Origin of the sequence: Butyricimonas hominis (genome assembly GCF_014287455.1) — a bacterium.
Taxonomy (GTDB): domain Bacteria; phylum Bacteroidota; class Bacteroidia; order Bacteroidales; family Marinifilaceae; genus Butyricimonas; species Butyricimonas muris.
In genome coordinates this window covers 276,465-294,017 of record NZ_JACOOH010000004.1, presented here as the reverse complement: position 1 = coordinate 294,017, position 17,553 = coordinate 276,465, and the positions used below count along the sequence as shown (strand labels likewise).

The window sequence follows — 17,553 nt, the reverse complement described above, 5'->3', positions numbered from 1 at the left end:
ATGAAGAGGAGAATATCGGCATTGTTTATCTTTTTTTGTTCGTGTATTAATGTATTCGCGGGAGATACACGAGAGAAAGATTATATACTTATTTTGAACTCGATAAATTTTAACGAGGCATGGGCAAATAATTTGTATCAAGAAGTGCTGGCTGATGTTTCTTCGGAAAAGATAGAGGTTCGGGCGGAGGAGTTGTTGATACCAATGATAAAAACGCTGGAAGAGGCGGATTTGAAGAAGGCGGATTTATCGCGGAAATACACGAAGCCGCCCAAGGCTGTCGTGTGTATAGGGGATCCCGCGTGGCTGTTGTGTCGTTCTCTGTTTGACCGGGAGTGGAAGGATGTGCCTACTGTTATTTGTTTTTCTAGGGATTCGATGCCTTCTCGATTAGAGGATTTGCTTTTGGGTGATTTGAATAATGAGGTGGAATTTGTGCCGACGGAGGAGATGATCCGTTCGTATAACGTGACAATTTTGAAGCAGCCTTCTTTTATAAAAGAGATGGTGGAGTTGATGCAAGGGTTATTGCCGGGTATGAATAAGGTCGCATTTATTTCAGACGGGAGGTATATTAGCTCGATGATACGTAAAGAGGTGCGTCAAGTAATAAACGAGAGTTTCCCTTATCTGCAATTGGATTTGCTTTCCTCTCAAGAAATCACGACAGAGAGTCTGTTGGATTCATTGATGCTCTATGATGAACGGGTAGGAGTTATATATTATTCTTGGTTCATGGGACGTCAGCAAGGGGATAATCGGTACTTGGGAGATAATCTCCAGAGGATAATTTATGGTTTCTCGAAGTCACCTGTTTTTACTTTGTCCGAGATGGATATGAATACGGGAACCTTCGCGGGTGGTTATTTTATTTCTTCTTCGGAATTCGGGCAAACAGTGGTTGCCGCGGTTAAGGAAATATTGAGTGGTAAAGCTGCCCGTGATATACCGGTTCAGAACGGGGGAGAACCTCGTGCGTATCTGAATTATCATCATTTGGAGCATCACGGGGTAAAGCCGGATTTATTTCCCCAAGATGCGGTATATTACCAGATGCCATTGGATTTTTTCCAGCGCTATAAGATCTATTTCGTGATAGCTATTGCTGTAATTATCCTGTTCGGGGCTCTGATTTTAATGCGTTTTCATCTTTTGTTGCAGCGACAGAAACAAAAGACCCGCGAGTATCAATTACTTTCACAATATCGCTGTCTCGTGGATAATATGCCTGTGATTTACGTGAGAAAACAGTTATTGACAGATAAGGAAGGACATATTTCTGATTTCATTTTCTTGGACGTGAATTCTACTTTTGAGAACGTGTTCAAAACGACACGGGAGCAGGTCGTGGGTAAACGGTTATCGGAAGCTGACGTGGATAATCAGTTGCTGGATTACATGATGGATAAGGAATCCGGACGGTTGGCTTCTTTTGTTTTCCCCGGGGAAGGCAATGAAACGCGATATTTTGATAAATTGACTTTCCCCAGTACTGAAAAAGGGGTATGGGATGTATTTTTCATTGATCGGACGGATGAATATTTTGCTTCATTGGCTTCCCGGGAACATCAGCGGTCGTTGGAAAGATTGAACCGGCAATATGCTCTGGTACTGGATGCAACCGGATTGATACCTTGGACTTGGGATCTTCGGAAACACACGGTGGAATACAATATTGCCTATATTTCAAATCAATATATTGAAGAGGGGAGCGATCAGAAAATAATGTCGGAAGCGGATAGCCAGTCGCGAGTGTATCCGGATGATCGAGAACTGATTCAGAAGGCGTATGACGATTTGCTAGAGGGACGGGTGGATGTGATAAAAGAAGAGTATCGGGCTTCATTTTCCATCAAGGACCCGGTTTATTATTGGTTCGAGAGTTTTGTTATCGTGGGGGAACGGGATGAATCCGGTCGACCGAGCATGTTAGTGGGAGGTTCTATAATCATTGATGACCGCAAGAAATTGGAAATGGATCTCGTGAAGGCGAAAGAACAGGCAGAAATCTCGAACCATTTAAAATCGGCCTTTTTGGCTAATATGAGTCACGAGATTCGTACTCCGTTGAATGCTATCGTCGGGTTCTCGAACGTGTTGGCGGAAACCGTGGACGAAGAAGAGAAAAAAGAATATATACAGATTATCGAGAGTAATAATACCTTGTTATTGCAATTGATTGGGGATATTCTCGATTTGTCAAAGATAGAGGCGGGGGTATTCGAGTTCGTTTATTCTAAGGTAAATCTTAACCTGTTACTGGTAGAAATGGAACAAACAGCCCGGTTACGTCTGAAGAATGATGCGGTGTCCGTTGAATTCACGGAACGCCTGCCGGAATGTACGATTTATTCGGATGCCAACAGATTGATGCAGGTTATGAATAATTTGATCACGAACGCGATAAAGTTTACCAAAAAAGGATATATCCGTTTTGGGTATAGAATGTTGGACGATGAGAAAATCTATTTCTTTGTTTCCGATACCGGCTGTGGGATTCCTGCTGATAAAACGCGAGAAGTGTTCGGGCGTTTCGTCAAGTTGAATCCCTTCCAGCAAGGTACGGGATTGGGACTTTCCATTTGCGAGAGTATCGTGGTAAGACTGGGTGGGGAAATCGGGGTGAACTCGGTAGAAGGCGAAGGTTCTACATTTTGGTTTACCTTGCCGAAAAATTCGTGTTAAAAGTATTCCAAGAATAGATGAAAAATCAATATTTTATTTACATTTGACCAATATTAAGCTATTGTGCCGTGCGTGAAATTGGAGACGTGAATGAATATTTGGTCAACGGGTTGAGAAATCAATCGCATGAGGTCTTCGAGGTAATCTTTAAAACCTATTATCCCAGCCTCTATAGGTTGGCTTATGCCTATTTGATGAGTAAGAATTTAGCAGAGGATATGGTGCAGGACACTTTCGTGTCCCTTTGGTCTGCCGCACCCTCATTGCCCATGGATACCCGTTTGAAAAGCTATCTCTATTCATCCGTGAAACATGGCTGCCTTGATTATATAAAACATCTGCAAGTGATTGATGCCAACAAGGAGAAATTGGCTGAGGCTTTGATTTTTTCCGGTACGGTGGAGTACGAGGATAATCAAGAATTACTGGACAAGGTAAAACAATGTATGCAAGGATTGCCGGAACAGCAGAGAAAAGTGTTGGAATTGAAGGTTTTCCAAAAAATGAATTACAAGGAAATAGCGCAGGAACTGGATATTACGGAAGAATCCGTTCATACCTATATTAAAAGAGCGTACAAATATTTGCGCGAATCCGTGCCTTATAAAGTTTTGATGATTCTTTTCTGTTGATGCTTATTTTTCCAAATGCTATTTTTTGGGGTGTTATTTTAAAAATATTCACTATATTCGTACCCGAAAAGGCATCGAATATAGATAATCTACCGATAAATGAATATGTGAGAACAAAGCACTTGGATATTCACGTGAAGAGTTTGCACAGAAAGGGGGTGTATCATGACCAGAGAACAAGAATTATTATCCTTATTGGCTCAATTTAAGGAGTTGGGTATCGATAAACAGATAGATTACAATAAATTCTATCTGTATTCTCTTATTACCCATTCGACGGCTATTGAAGGTTCAACGGTCACTGAGATTGAAAACCAACTTCTATTTGACGAAGGTATTAGTGCCAAAGGTCGCTCAATGGCTGAGTTATTGATGAATTTAGACCTCAAAGCGGCATACGAGCAATCGATAGACTTTGCAAAGAGCCATAGCGATATTACGGTTGCGATGCTTAAGAAGCTATCTTCTATCGTTTTGAAAAATACAGGGACAACTTATCAAACTGCTTTAGGTGAATTTTCGTCAGCCAATGGAGAGCTGCGTTTACTGAATGTTACGGCAGGAGCCGGGGGGTATTCCTATATGAATTATTCAAAGGTGCCTACAAAGCTTGCGGAACTTTGTGAAAGTATAAATCAGAGACGAAAAACTCTATCAAAGGCGAATGTTATTGAGTGCTACAAATTGAGCTTTGATGCTCACTTTGATTTGGTAACTATTCATCCGTGGGCTGACGGTAATGGCAGGATGTCTCGTTTATTAATGAATCAGTTACAGTTTGAATTTGAGATTATCCCGACAAATATCAATAAAGAGCGTAAAGCTGAATACATTGAAGCTCTTATTGCTACGCGTGAGAATGATAATATTGAATTGTTCCGTAACTTTATGTTTGATGAACATATCCACAATCTTGAACAAACAATTCGTAATTATCAGGGTTCAATAGAGAACGAAGGCATAGAATCTCGTTCCGATGTCGGTATAAATGTCGGTATAAATGTCGGTATAAATGAACAACGTGCATTAGAGCTTATTCGAATTAATAGTCGAATAACTGCGAAAGAAGTTGCAGGAGCGCTCTCGGTTTCTTTACGACAAGGTGAGCGCATTATGGCGACGTTAAAAGAGAAAGGTCTCATTAGGCGTATCGGCTCTAATAAGTCAGGGCATTGGGAGGTAGTTTTATTTTTTTAGCCAAAATTTTTTGCTCTGCTTGTAGCTTTTGAAATTAATTTGAAAAAAAAGTTGGTGAATTTTGTCCCCCGGTTTCAAAGTGTGTCGTCTTATACATGTAAAGCAAATGATGAATCATGGAAATCGAGTGGGAAAAAATAAAGCGAATGGCTCTCGATGAATCTTCCGAGCGGGAAAAGCAGGAAGTGTCGGAATGGCAAGAGGGGGACAAAGAACGAGAACGATTTTGCAAAGATGCCGAGGCTTTCTACCGGGAAGGGCAGGAGGTGAATGACCCGTCCCGGGAGGAAATTGAAAGGGCTTGGCTTGCAGTGAGGCAGCGGACACGGAAGCGTCGGTTTATATCTCGCCGTGTGATGGGATGGATTGCCGGGGCAGCTGTTGTTGTCGGGGTATTTTTCGGTGTCCGTTTGATGATGGATGGAGAACCGAAAGTATCACCAATGGTTAAGATGACTAAGACAGAGGGGGTTCGCTTGGTGTTGTCTGATGGTACAACTCATGTCGTGAAGACGGGTGAAAATATTACCTTGAAGGTGCCGGGTTTCGAGGTGAAGAACAATGGATTGAAGCAGTTGGAACAAAAGCAGGTGCTAGAGTCTGATAAGAAAGAGATAACCTATAGTGAAGTGATTGTTCCCCGGGGAGCGGAATACCAGTTGACTCTGGCAGACGGTACGCGGGTGATATTAAATTCGGAATCCAGAATTCGTTTCCCCGATGAATTCCAACCAGACGAACGTAGGGTATATTTGCAGGGTGAGGCGTATTTTCAAGTTGCTCGTGACGAAAACTGTCCTTTTCTGGTGGAGGCGGCAGCGGTAACGGTAAAAGTGTTGGGAACGGAATTCAACGTGAATGCTTACCGGGGAGATGATGTTTCAACGACATTGGTTACAGGGCGAGTGAGCGTGGCGGCGGGCTCGGATTCTTTGATATTGAATCCCGGTCAGCAGTGTGTGGCGGGTGGCGGTGCTCTGACTGTACGAGAGGCTGATTTGGTGTCAGTGCTGGCATGGAAGAACGGGGAATTCGTGTTCAAGGATGTGACCTTGGAAGATATGATGAATGAGCTTTCCCGTTGGTATGATATGGAAGTGGAGTACGAATCGGAGCATTTGAAAACCGATCGTTATTATATATACGTGGAGCGGAGCAAGACACTGGAGGAGGTATTGGATAAAGTGGTTTTGACCGGAAAAATAAAATACAAAATACATGGAAAGAAAGTGATTGTAGGACAGCAATAAAAAAAGCAAAAGATGCGCACACATCTCTCGCTTTTAAGGCTGAATTATTCATTAAATAAATTCAAGTACAAAGTTATGCAAAAAAATCGACGAAAATGGTTTGGGACGAGCCCAAACAGAAAATTTATTTTGCTATTGCAAACTATTTTTCTAATCGGCGGGTTGTTATGCGGTGGCAATACCCGTGTATGGGGGCAGGCTGTGCCCAAAGTCAGCCTTGATCTGAAACATGCAACATTCGTGAAAGTTATCGAGAGTTTGCGTCAACAGACGGGATACGAGTTCGTGTTTAACGCTCCGGATGTGGAGCACGTGAAGGATGTGTCGCTTTCGTTGAAAGATGTTTCGTTACGGACAGCGATGGATTCGTTGTTGCAAGGGAAAGGCTTGGCGTATAGTATCACGGGGCAGACGGTGGTTATAAAGAAACAAGCGAAGACTCAATCGGAAGTAAAGATGCTACAAGTCAGCGGTCGTATTGTGGATGAAAAGGGAAATCCAGTAGCCGGGGCTACCGTTGTGATCGTGGGAACGACACAGGGGGTTGCTTCTGATGCTGAAGGTCAATATATCATTGCCGCCAAGCCAGACGATGTATTGAGGGTTTCCTTCATCGGGTATGAAACAAAAGTTGTTGAAATCAAGGGGAAGGAAAAATTGAATATTCGTTTGGTTCCCACAGAGGAGAACCTTGAGGAAGTTCAAGTAGTTGCTTTTGGTACACAGAAAAAAGAGAGTGTGGTTTCGGCAATCACGACAGTGCGTCCGATGGATTTGAAATCATCTAGTAGCGACTTAACAACTGCTTTAACCGGTAAAATTTCTGGAATCATTGGTTGGCAGACTGGGGGACTCCCGGGTGCTTTGACTGAGGAGGAAATGAACACGAAATTCTACATTCGTGGAGTTAGTTCTTCCAATGGGGTGTCCGAGCCTTTAGTATTGATAGATGGGGTAGAATCTTCCCGTTTGGATTTGGCTCGTATGGTGCCAGAAGATATCGAGAGCTTTTCCGTGTTGAAAGATGCTTCAGCAACGGCGATGTATGGTGCCCGGGGTGCGAACGGTGTGATCTTGGTAACCACGAAAAAAGGTGAAGCGGGGAGTGTTTACACTTCAGTACGTTACGAGGCGGTAATGTCTCAACCGACGGATGAAATTGAAGTAGTTGATGCAAAGACCTATATGCGTATGTATAACGAGGCTTTGTTAGCTCGTAATCCGGGTGCAACGCCTGCTTATTCCTTGATGAAAATTGAGCGCACGGGGGATCCTCGTTATCCGTCGTATGTGTATCCCGCCAACGATTGGTATGACATTCTGTTCAAGAATTTCTCGATTAATCATCGTGCTGGTATTAATGTACGTGGAGGTTCGGAAGTGATGCAATACTATGCGTCTATTAACTACGTGAACGATCAAGGTATGTTAAATACTGATAAATTGAACCAGTTTGATGTGAATATCAAGAATTCCACTCTTTCTTCCCGCCTTAATTTGAACGTGGACTTGAGTGCCGGTATTCGTTTGCTGGTAAATACGTCGTACACGTACGACAAGTACCATGGTCCCATGCAAGACATGACCTCGGCGTATCAGTTGGCGTTTAATGCTTCACCCGTGGATTTTGCGGTGACTTATCCTGCTGACGAGGGCCATAACTGGCCTCACTTGCTTTTTGGTAGTATGCGTCAGAATGGCAATCTTGCTAATAATCCTTATGCATCCATACAAAGTGGTTATAACGACCGTAGTCGTTTTAGTTTAACCAGTCGCATGGAATATATCCATAACCTCTCTTCACTCGTGAAGGGATTGGAGTTGCGGGCGAGTGTTTCTTTCTCAAAGTCCGGTTACGAGTATAATATATTTGCAAATAACCCTTTTTATTATTACTTGGACTTGGAAAATGGCGGGTATGATTTTGAAAAAGACGTGCATACCTTAACGGCATTGAATCCCACGGAGGGTAACCGGACATTGCGGAAGCCGGCGAGTGGTAACAATCAAGGTATGTCATCCTCGACACAGTGGGTTTACGAGGGAAGATTGCTGCACACTGCAGCATGGGGTGATCACCAAACTTCACTGACCGCAGTATTCCAGGCACAACAAGGAAATTCGATGCCTGCGTACGAACTTTTTGATAGTTTCGAGACACGTAATTTGAGTTTCTCGATGCGTGGTTCTTACGGTTATTTGGATCGTTATTTCGTGGAAGCTAGTTTTGGTTACAATGGTTCAGAGCGTTTCACCAAGAACAATCGAATGGGCTTTTTCCCGGCAGTGGGAGGTGCGTGGGTTGTGTCGAAGGAGAATTTCATGCAAAATATTAGTAATTGGTTCTCTTTTATGAAGTTTCGTGTTTCATGGGGAAAAGTGGGAAATGACGGTATTATTAAAACACCGCGCTTCGTTTATATGCCGGAAATTAAAACGGCACAATTAGGTAATAAAGATCCTCGTCCCGGGAAAGATGAGTCCTTTGAGCGTAAGAAAGTTGAGAATTATGGCGATCCGGATGTGAAATGGGAAATAGCTGAGCAAATTAATCTTGGTTTGGAAACCCGTTTTTTCAAGGATGTTTTGGAAATTAATGCTGATTTTTATCAGGAAGTGCGCCATAATATTATCGAGAGCAGGGTGACAATACCCGCTCAGGCAGGAGTAGAGGTTAACCCGTTGGATAATATCGGGAAAGTGCGCTCTCGTGGTATAGATTTGTCTGCTAAAGTTCAACATGCTTTCTCCAAAGATCTTTGGGTTATTTTGAATGGAACCTTAACGTACAGTAAAGCTGTTTACAAGGATTTGGAAGAACCGGTAGATAGACCGTGGTATCAATTGAAGAATGGGCACGAGATTTCCCAACCGGTGGGATATATCGCCGAGGGATTGTTCCGAGATCAAGCGGAAATAGATGCTTCGCCTCAAGCAAGTACCGGGGTGATGCCCGGGGATATTCGGTATCGTGATGTCAACCGAGATGGTGTTATTGATATTGAGGATGCCGTGCGTATCGGTTTCCCGGAAACTCCGCGCTTGGTGTACGGGTTCAGTGGTTTCATCAATTACAAGAATTTTGAGTTTAACTTCGCTTTTCAAGGATCCGGTAAACGAGGGTTCTTCATAAACCCGAAAGCGTTGTCTCCGTTCGTGAGCAATCATGCCATGCTGAAGGATATTTACGAGAGTCACTGGACGGAAAAAACGACAGATAATTACCCGTTTTGGCCTCGTCTTTCAGTGACTAATATCGTGGATTACAATAAGCAGGAAGATTGGTACGCGAATGAAACGGATGTACGTAAGTCTACTTATTTTATGCGAGAATGTCGTTTCTTGCGTTGTACTTCTTTAGAATTGGCTTATAATTTACCCGGGGATTTAAACAAGAAATTACGTTTGCAGAATATGAAATTTTTTGCCCGGGTGAATAATCCGTTTTTGATTTCCAATTTTAAAACTTGGGATGTGGAATTGGGAGAGAATGGTTTCAACTATCCGATTCAAAAAACTTATGCCATCGGATTGAATTTTAGTTTCTAATATTTGATAATAAGAATAAAATGAAAAGACGAATATTACTTTATTGGGCACTCCCGCTTTTCTTTCTTGCGTCCTGTGATAGTTGGTTAGACGTGGTACCAGAAAACGATATCGCAACTATTGACACCGATTTTGAAACGTATGCGGGTGCCGATGATTGGTTGAAAAGCTGCTATTTGTTTTTGCAGGACCCCATGAACCCGTACAATAATGTTGCTTTTTGGGCGACAGACGAAATGGTGGCGGATAACTATTTCAGAAACTCGACCAATCATCCGGATGGTATTGATATTCTGAAAGGGGTGCAAAGTGTTCTTGCTCCTCTTGATGATAAATGGTATGATAAGAAATTTTCTGGTAGTACCTCCTATCGGTTTGATTATTACACGGCAATAGTGATGTGTAATCATTTCATCACTCGCGTGGATAACGTGTATAATTTGTCGGATAACGATAAAGAGTTATGGAAAGCCGAGGTGAAAGCGTTGAAAGCGTATTACTATTTTGAATTAGTACGCCGTTACGGTCCTGTTATTATTGTGCCGGAAAACCTTGACCCAAATGCAGACGTAGAATCATTGAAATACCCGCGTAGTCACGTAGATACTTGTTTCAATTATATCGTTCGCCTTTGCGATGAAGCAGCTAAAGTTTTGCCCCCAGGCAGCATGAAGGCAAGCGACCGTCGAGCTTATTTTAACAAAGAAGCCGCAATGGCTCTTAAAGTACGGACTTTGCTTTACGCGGCTTCCCCGTTATTTAACGGTAATACAGATTACGCGAATTTCGTGAATAAAAATGGAGAGCTCTTGTTCTCCGCAACAGTTGAAAAAGCGAAATGGGAACGGGCTGCCAATGCTGCCAAGGAGTTACTAGCTTTGGTGGATGAAGTTGGTGGGGTTTCATTAGTCGAGGGAAGTGTGGCAAACACGAGTTTGCAATCCAAGATGCTCGATATAGAAAACTCTGTACATACGTATAATTTTATGAATGACGAGGTTTTGTGGATGGTGAAGTATCCTATCATGGGTAGCTCGTTGTTGGGGTATGCCCTGCCTGCTTATGACGATGCTTCGAGTCATTCTTTGCAGGGGGCTTGTTTCGCTCCCACGTTGAAGATGGTAGAAATGTTCTATACAGAGAATGGTTTGCCTATCGATCAGGATTTGAGATGGGTGGGGGCAGGTAATCCTTATGCTCTTGATAAAGAAAGCGATCCTAAATACACGGATGTAGTTTCTTTTGACGAACCGGTACTGAATTTGCATCGTCGTCGCGAACCTCGTTTCTATGCCAACATTGTTGCTGATCGTTGTTATTGGCGATTGGGTTCTGCGGACGAGAACTTACATCTGGTGAAAGCTTATCAAGGGGAAGATTTCGGTTTGCAGGCAAAGCGTTTAAACGCACTAGAACCTCAGAATATTACCGGTTATTGGATGAAAAAGTGGTGTGATTCGAGAGGAAATTTGGCTGTTCACGAGGGAGAATTGCAGAGCTTCGGGGCGACACCTTATCCGGTGTTCCGGTTAGCCGAGGTGTATTTGGCAGCGGCAGAAGCGTTGAATGAGTGTGATGCTCCATTTGCGGAAGTTTATAAATACCTGAACGTGGTTCGGAAACGTGCTGGTATTCCGGACGTGGAGGTGGCATGGAGAAATGCCCGGAACCCGGGATTGGTGCAAGACCGGAGCGGTTTACGTGAGATTATTCGTCGGGAGTGGAATATTGAGTTTGCTTTCGAGGGTTATCGTTTTTGGAATGTTCGCCGTTGGAAAATTGCCAATGTAGAGTTGAACGAGCAAGCGTTTGGTTGGAACGTGTTGGGTAATAATGCCAATACTTTCTATAATAATGGCAGACCGATGGTCGTTTATTCGGGAAACAAATTTGTGGCTCCTCGTGATTATTTCTGGCCTATCCGGAGTGAAGAGGTACAAAGAGCGGGATGCGTGCAAAACCTGGGATGGTAATATGGATTATAGAATAATGAATTTAAAATTATGAGAAATATATTATTGATAGTACTATTGATGTGTGGTTTTATCGCCTGTAATGACGATGACGCTGCGTTCGATGTACCGGTGGATTTTCAGTATCTGACTTTCGAGCCGGTGCCGGGTGGAGCTATTATGCGTTATAAATTACCCTCGAACTTGGATGTATTCGGGGTGAGGGTGCGTTATAATGATGCTTTTGGAAAAGAGTTATATAAAGATGGTTCTTATCTTACTGATTCCCTATTATTGGGAGGTTTCACTGAAGCACGGTCGGAAGTGCCTGTTCAGTTGTGTTTCTTTAATCGCAAGATGGTGGAAACGACTTCTATCGAGAAGACTTTCAGCACGAAACCGGCTGCTACCGTGGCGATTTTCGATAAATTGGAAGTCAATCCTTTCTGGGGAGGTTTTAACGTGACCTACCAGAGTCCCGAAACAGTGGATGGCACGATTCACGTGTTTTACATTGGAATGAATCCTACCACGAGGCAATTGGATTCTATATTGATGGGAAGTTATCCTATCGTGGAAGGTGGAGATACGTTGAATTTTGAATTAAAACAAAAAGTTGATCGTTTGGATGTGGTGGTAAGAACGGATGATTACGAGGGACATCGCGTGAAACTAGTTGTTAAAGAGGATGTGCCTAACCTTTTGATGGACACGTTGTCTTACAAGGATGGAGATTTTAAGTTTAAATTCACGGGAAACATCGTGGAGAATGAGCAGTATGGCTTTAGTGAAAAGTATCTTTTTGACGGTAAGAAAAAAGGTGAGGGGTATCGTTCGCATATTTTGAAAGGAGAAAGCCGAGTGTATGATACGTTTATGGCGGGACCTTATGCCTATAGTGAACGCTTTATTTTTGATTTTGGTACGCCGCAAGTGCCAGCAGCCCTTTATGTTTACGCTTTCTTGAATTTAGGTAATTATTACCCCCAACCGGGAAGTGGTGTACTTGGAGAGTTGTGGTGTGGTAACTACCAAAGTCGTCTGCCGAGTAAAGCAAGGGTATATGGCGTGAAAGCGGGCGAAAACCCGAATACGGTTGATTTGAGTGCTTGCACGTTGCTCTGCGATTTCAAGGAGAATAATACATTCAATTACTGGAGAAATTATTCTTGGTGTAAGAATACGGATAACACTTACGGGAGCGGTGAACGTTGTGATGCCTTGACAGATGCGGAGTATGCTGCCAAGGATCCCATCGTGCTAAGGTTGATGTGCAACTACACTAAAGAGGAATTCCAGTATGTAATACTCGTGGTGGAGGATACTTATCGTTCGAATCGTTATAATGCTGATTGGAACGAAAATACAAAGGAGTATGTCACATTTGACGAGATCGATGTAGTGGTACAAGCTAAAACAGAAAGGGAGTAATAATTATGAGAAAATACGCAATTTATGCGCTCGGTATGCTGTTTGCATTTTTTACCGGGAGTTGTAACGAGAGTTTGGAAGATACATATGACGAATTTACCAAGGGAGGAATGATTCGTTATGTGGGTAGATGTTCGAACGTGCAGGTGAAGGCCGGCTGGGAGCGTTTACAAGTGATTTGGAAAAATCATGCTGATGCTGGAATTGAACGGGTGAAAGTTACTTGGCAGTCAGAAAACGAAACGACTCCCGAGGTGCGTTATATCGAGCGTGCGGAGCTGAATCACGAGGGAGATTTGATGGATACCATTTACCTTGAGGGATTGGGTAATTCTATGTACACGGTACGGGTGTGTAATGTGGTTGCCGACGATTCCGAGTCGTTGATTGAGGAAAAGTACGGGCGTCCTTACACGTTTGCTCACGAGGATTTGGGAACTTTCACGCGGGGGATTTCATTCTTTAGCCGTTTGGGAGACAAATTGGCAATCGTGCTTGATCGAGATAACGAGAATATCAGGGAGTTGGAATTGTGCTATCACGTTGAAGGAAAAGATGAAGTGTGCAGATGGAACATCAAGGAACACATGGATGATACGTTATCGTACGTGAGGGGTGGATGGGAACTGATTGAGGAACCCGATAATATGTTTCTTTTGCCTGTGGGGGCGGGAGAAAAAATTGATTTCACGAAGCCGTTATTCATTGAGCGAAGAGGATTGTTGAGCGGTTGCGTGGATACGATTAAATTCGAGCCGATGAATTTGAATTTCGAGGAGAGATTGTGGTCTACGGAGTTTGCTCAATTGATGTTGAAACTTTACGGTAATGGTTGGGAAGAAAAGATGAATGAGGTAGAAATCGTGGAATTGGATTATGATTTTACTTCTTTTCTAGACTTGTTGTATCTCCCGAATCTGAAAAAAGTTATTTTGGGTAAAAACCGTTATATGCAACCCTCTTTCGTGCGTTCGTTCACGAGCACGACGGATAAATATGTGGCTTGTGTAACGTTGGCGTTTTTGCAGGCTATGCGCCCTGGGTTTTCTGTGGAACATTACAATAATCATTATTTTGTTTCTGCTGATTACGAGGCTTATAACAGTGTTGATAAATTTAAAGAACTCGGAAAGATTATGGTAAACGAGTTGGGAACGACTAACTTGAATGCAAAACCGACCTACGAGTCGTGTGATACCACGGGGTGGAAAGTGACTTGCTCTGATACTCTTTGCAATGGTTACGCTGATAATGGTGCGGCTTGGTTGCTTTATGATGCCAAACTTCACTTCGAGGACGATTGGGATGAATGGGACGAGGAGGTTTATTTTGAACCAAGGTGGACGTTGGGAGCCAGTATTGTTACCGTGACCTACGATATGGGAAGAGATAAATCACAAATAGTGAGAGGTTTCAAGGTGAAACAGCCTGAACGGAATCAGAAAGATGACTCGAAATACTTGTTGTCATCTTTGATGATAGAATTTTCTAATGATGGTTACTCTTGGACAAAAGCCACTTATACGGACGGTAGTGCTATTATTGGTAACTCTCCCGCCGAGGAGACCTATATTGTCGTACCTGAAGACTTGTGTAGAGAACCCGTGCGTTATATCCGCTTGACCATGAGTACTCATAAGGTGGATGATCAGGGAGCCTATAATTTGCGTCTTGGTAAATTTATTCCGCTTTCTAAATTGAATTTTTAATATTCTATCCTCTCCTGCTTGTGGCAGGCGGGAGAGGTGATGTTTACTACACGTTGAAACAAGATGTGTTTCCCGTGTTGGCGGGGAGTTTCTTTTCTTGACGAGAATAGAATAAAAGAGAGTTGTATTTTAATAGAATTATGAGAAAAATTTTATTTTTAATCGGTTTGGCGATGCTTTCCGCATTCGCTTGTAAAGCGCAGGATAGCTACCGAATCAGTGGCAAGGTGAGCGGGATGACAGACGGGCCTCTTCTGTTAATCGCTAACGAACGGGAGAAGCCCGATACGCTGGGTTCCGTGACGGTTAAAAACGGCGTTTTTGTCTTCACTGGCAAGGTGAACGCTCCCGTGGCGGCTTACCTCGCTCCTTCTGACGGGAACGGCATGATACCGTTGATTCTCGAGAACGCCAATTTCATGGTGAACGTGAGTGGCAGGGGCGCGATGATACAAGGCGGCAAACAACAAGAATTATTGACCCGTTTCACCCGTATCAGTCAAGCTTTCTTGGCAGAACAAGCCAAGGTAGCGGCAGAGGCACAACAGCCCGGGGCGAACGTCCAAGCCTTGCAAGACCGAGTGAATAAGGCCTACGAGGCATCGGTGAACGCCACTATCGAGTTAATCAAGGCGAACCCCGACGAGTACGCCACGGCGCACGTGATAGCCCTTGGTATCAGCGGTGAAACGGAAGAGGGCTTGCGCTCGAAGTATGACCTTCTCGGGGAAGCTGCCCGAGCCACCGTTCCCGGCAAGCGAATCGCCGCTGCCCTCGAGCAGTACGAGAAACTAGCCGTTGGTGAGGTGGCTCCTAATTTCACCACGGAGAAGCCCGACGGGAACACCTTCTCGTTGCATGACCTTCCCGCCAAGTTGAAGCTGGTGTACTTTTGGGTTTCAACGAACCCTCTCTGTCGTCAGGACAACACCGACCTCGTGAAACTTTACCTGCAATACCGCCCGCTGGGTCTGGAAATCGTCAGCATCTCGCTTGACGAGAACCGTGGTGAGTGGCGCAACGCCATCGGTCTGGACGGCATGGTGTGGACGAACGGCTCGGACTTGCAAGGCTTCGCCTCCCCGATCGCCCGTCTTTACATGGTACACGAACTCCCGGCAACATTCCTCGTTGACGCGGAGAACCGTATCGTGGCGAAAGGCCTCCGCGGGGATGCCCTTCGTGATACGGTAGCGAAATTGTTGAAAAAGAGCAAGAGGAAGTAATCGTGTTTTCATAATTGGTGCGTGCTAGGGGGGGGAGTCAAGAGAAATGGCTCCTCCCTTTTTGTTTATTGTTTTACGCCCGTCGGTGATTTTTTCATGAGGCATAAATTTAATTGTCAATGAAAACAGATTTATCGGGTGTAAGTGCACCTTTGATTGTGTCACCGCTGGTGGCAGATGGCTTGCTTATCCGTCAGGACGAGTATTACAAGAAATATTTTTATGCCGAAATCGTTTGGATAGAGGCATCGGGTAATTATTGCTATTTTCATTTTAAAGATAACTCCCGGATTACCGTGGCGTGCCGTTTGGGTAGCGTGGAGTGGCAGCTACTGGACGCCTATCTTGTTCGTGTACACCGTGGTTTTATCCTGAACCTGCGTTATGTCGACACGTGGGCGGGCAACTCCTTGCGGGTTGGGGAGAGATGGTTCCCGCTGGGGGACTATTACCGGAAAAGCGTGTTGGCTTGTTTCAATATACTGGATACTTCCCGGGAAAACCCGAAAACGGGGAACGAGGAGTAATCGTGTAATTTAATATTCACCGGTCTCGTGGATAAATTTATCGACGGGCTCCGGTGAATATGTTTCAGGTGTTAACACGATACACGAGGTTGGGGAAATCCGATGAATATCCCGTGAAGACGGGGTGTAATCCCGGTGAAGACAGGGAACAAATTCCTTTTAAACTCCTTTCAAACTCCTTTCAAACTCGTTCGGGAAGGTTTTTGAAAAGAGTTTGATGAGAAGGGGAAAGGAAAATGTGAGTTTATTTGTTTATAAGTACGGCTAACCTTCTCACTGTCTTGCCCTTTTTTTGAAAAAAAAGATAGAATTGTTTGGTGGTGAAATATAAAGTTCGTACATTCGCGAGCCAAATTGAATAAAAGTAACTAATTTAAAAGTACTTGTATGCCAACTATTCAACAGTTAGTAAGAAAAGGAAGAACAAAAATCCAGGACAAAAGCAAGGCTCCGGCTTTGGATGGTTGTCCGCAAAGACGCGGGGTTTGTGTTCGTGTGTACACGACAACCCCGAAGAAACCGAACTCAGCGATGAGAAAGGTTGCCAGAGTTAGATTAACCAACGGAAAAGAGGTAAATGCTTACATTCCGGGAGAAGGACACAACTTGCAAGAGCACTCTATCGTTTTGATTAGAGGTGGTCGTGTGAAAGACCTTCCGGGAGTTCGTTATCACTTGGTTCGCGGTACATTGGATGCTGCCGGTGTTAACGGTCGTTTACAGAGTCGTTCCAAGTATGGTGCCAAGAGACCGAAAAAAGGTGCTGCTCCGGCCGCTCCCGCTAAAGGTAAGAAAAAGTAAGAATTAACAGGAGTTGTTTATGGGTTGTTCCCGAAAAGTTGAGTAAATGGTCGTGAGACCGTTGAAGACCGGAAAGGGCAGCGAACGAACAAATTCGTAAACTAGAAGAGATGAGAAAGAGTAAACCAAAAAAGAGAATCCTGTTACCGGACCCGAAGTTTAACGATGTATTAGTAACTCGGTTCGTTAATGATTTGATGGTAGATGGAAAGAAGTCTATCGCGTTTAGAATTTTCTACGATGCTATTGATATCGTGGAAGAAAAAATAGGTAAAAAAGAAGAAAAGCCTGCGTTGGAAATCTGGAAACAAGCTTTGGAGAATATCACTCCGCAAGTTGAGGTGAAGAGTCGTCGTGTAGGTGGTGCTACGTTCCAAGTGCCGACGGAAATCAACCCGATGAGAAAAAGAGCTCTCTCCGTGAAAAATATGATTCTGTTCTCTCGCAAAAGAAGCGGTAGAAACATGGCAGAAAAACTAGCTGCTGAAATCATGGCTGCATACAAGGAAGAAGGAGCGGCTTACAAGAAGAAAGAGGATATTCACCGTATGGCTGAAGCCAACAGAGCTTTTGCACATTTCAGATTTTAATTGA

At 43.8% G+C, this 17,553-nt stretch carries 12 protein-coding genes; all 12 read left to right on the top strand.

All coding sequences use genetic code 11. The features are described 5' to 3' along the window. The 12 genes from H8S64_RS10350 to rpsG all read left to right on the top strand — a co-directional run bounded on the left by H8S64_RS10350 (position 1) and on the right by rpsG (position 17,549). Positions 1-2,685 (top strand): sensor histidine kinase, encoded by a 2,685-nt coding sequence (locus tag H8S64_RS10350; protein ID WP_186976000.1) that lies wholly within the window; start codon positions 1-3, stop codon positions 2,683-2,685. A gap of 68 nt (positions 2,686-2,753) precedes the next feature. Then, positions 2,754-3,317, top strand: a complete 564-nt coding sequence (locus H8S64_RS10345) for an RNA polymerase sigma factor (RefSeq protein ID WP_366482625.1) — start codon at positions 2,754-2,756, stop codon at positions 3,315-3,317. A gap of 165 nt (positions 3,318-3,482) precedes the next feature. Continuing rightward, positions 3,483-4,514 (top strand): Fic family protein, encoded by a 1,032-nt coding sequence (locus tag H8S64_RS10340; protein ID WP_099291599.1) that lies wholly within the window; start codon positions 3,483-3,485, stop codon positions 4,512-4,514. Positions 4,515-4,630: 116 nt separating this feature from the next. Continuing rightward, on the top strand, positions 4,631-5,764 hold the full coding sequence (locus tag H8S64_RS10335; RefSeq protein ID WP_186975999.1) for a FecR family protein: 1,134 nt from the start codon (positions 4,631-4,633) through the stop codon (positions 5,762-5,764). A 75-nt stretch (positions 5,765-5,839) separates the two neighbouring features. Next, the gene (locus H8S64_RS10330; RefSeq protein ID WP_436231464.1) at positions 5,840-9,313 is read left to right on the top strand and encodes a TonB-dependent receptor; all 3,474 of its coding nucleotides are present in this window, start codon (positions 5,840-5,842) and stop codon (positions 9,311-9,313) included. Positions 9,314-9,333: 20 nt separating this feature from the next. After that, positions 9,334-11,286, top strand: a complete 1,953-nt coding sequence (locus tag H8S64_RS10325; RefSeq protein ID WP_186975997.1) for a RagB/SusD family nutrient uptake outer membrane protein — start codon at positions 9,334-9,336, stop codon at positions 11,284-11,286. 30 nt (positions 11,287-11,316) lie between these two features. Continuing rightward, complete coding sequence (locus H8S64_RS10320) at positions 11,317-12,696, top strand: DUF4959 domain-containing protein (RefSeq protein WP_186975996.1); 1,380 nt, start codon at positions 11,317-11,319, stop codon at positions 12,694-12,696. Positions 12,697-12,701: 5 nt separating this feature from the next. Continuing rightward, positions 12,702-14,405: a DUF4998 domain-containing protein gene (locus H8S64_RS10315; protein WP_186975995.1), complete on the top strand. Its 1,704-nt coding sequence runs from the start codon at positions 12,702-12,704 to the stop codon at positions 14,403-14,405. Between the two features lie 140 nt (positions 14,406-14,545). Next, positions 14,546-15,631 (top strand): TlpA disulfide reductase family protein, encoded by a 1,086-nt coding sequence (locus H8S64_RS10310; RefSeq protein WP_186975994.1) that lies wholly within the window; start codon positions 14,546-14,548, stop codon positions 15,629-15,631. A 119-nt stretch (positions 15,632-15,750) separates the two neighbouring features. Continuing rightward, positions 15,751-16,158, top strand: a complete 408-nt coding sequence (locus H8S64_RS10305; protein ID WP_186975993.1) for a LytR/AlgR family response regulator transcription factor — start codon at positions 15,751-15,753, stop codon at positions 16,156-16,158. Between the two features lie 387 nt (positions 16,159-16,545). Further along, entirely contained in the window at positions 16,546-16,959 is a 414-nt protein-coding gene (rpsL, locus tag H8S64_RS10300) for a 30S ribosomal protein S12 (protein WP_099291608.1), read from the top strand. A 110-nt stretch (positions 16,960-17,069) separates the two neighbouring features. Then, positions 17,070-17,549 carry a 30S ribosomal protein S7 gene (rpsG, locus tag H8S64_RS10295; protein WP_186975992.1) on the top strand — a complete coding sequence of 160 codons (480 nt, stop codon included), beginning with the start codon at positions 17,070-17,072 and terminating at the stop codon, positions 17,547-17,549. Positions 17,550-17,553 lie beyond the last annotated feature (4 nt).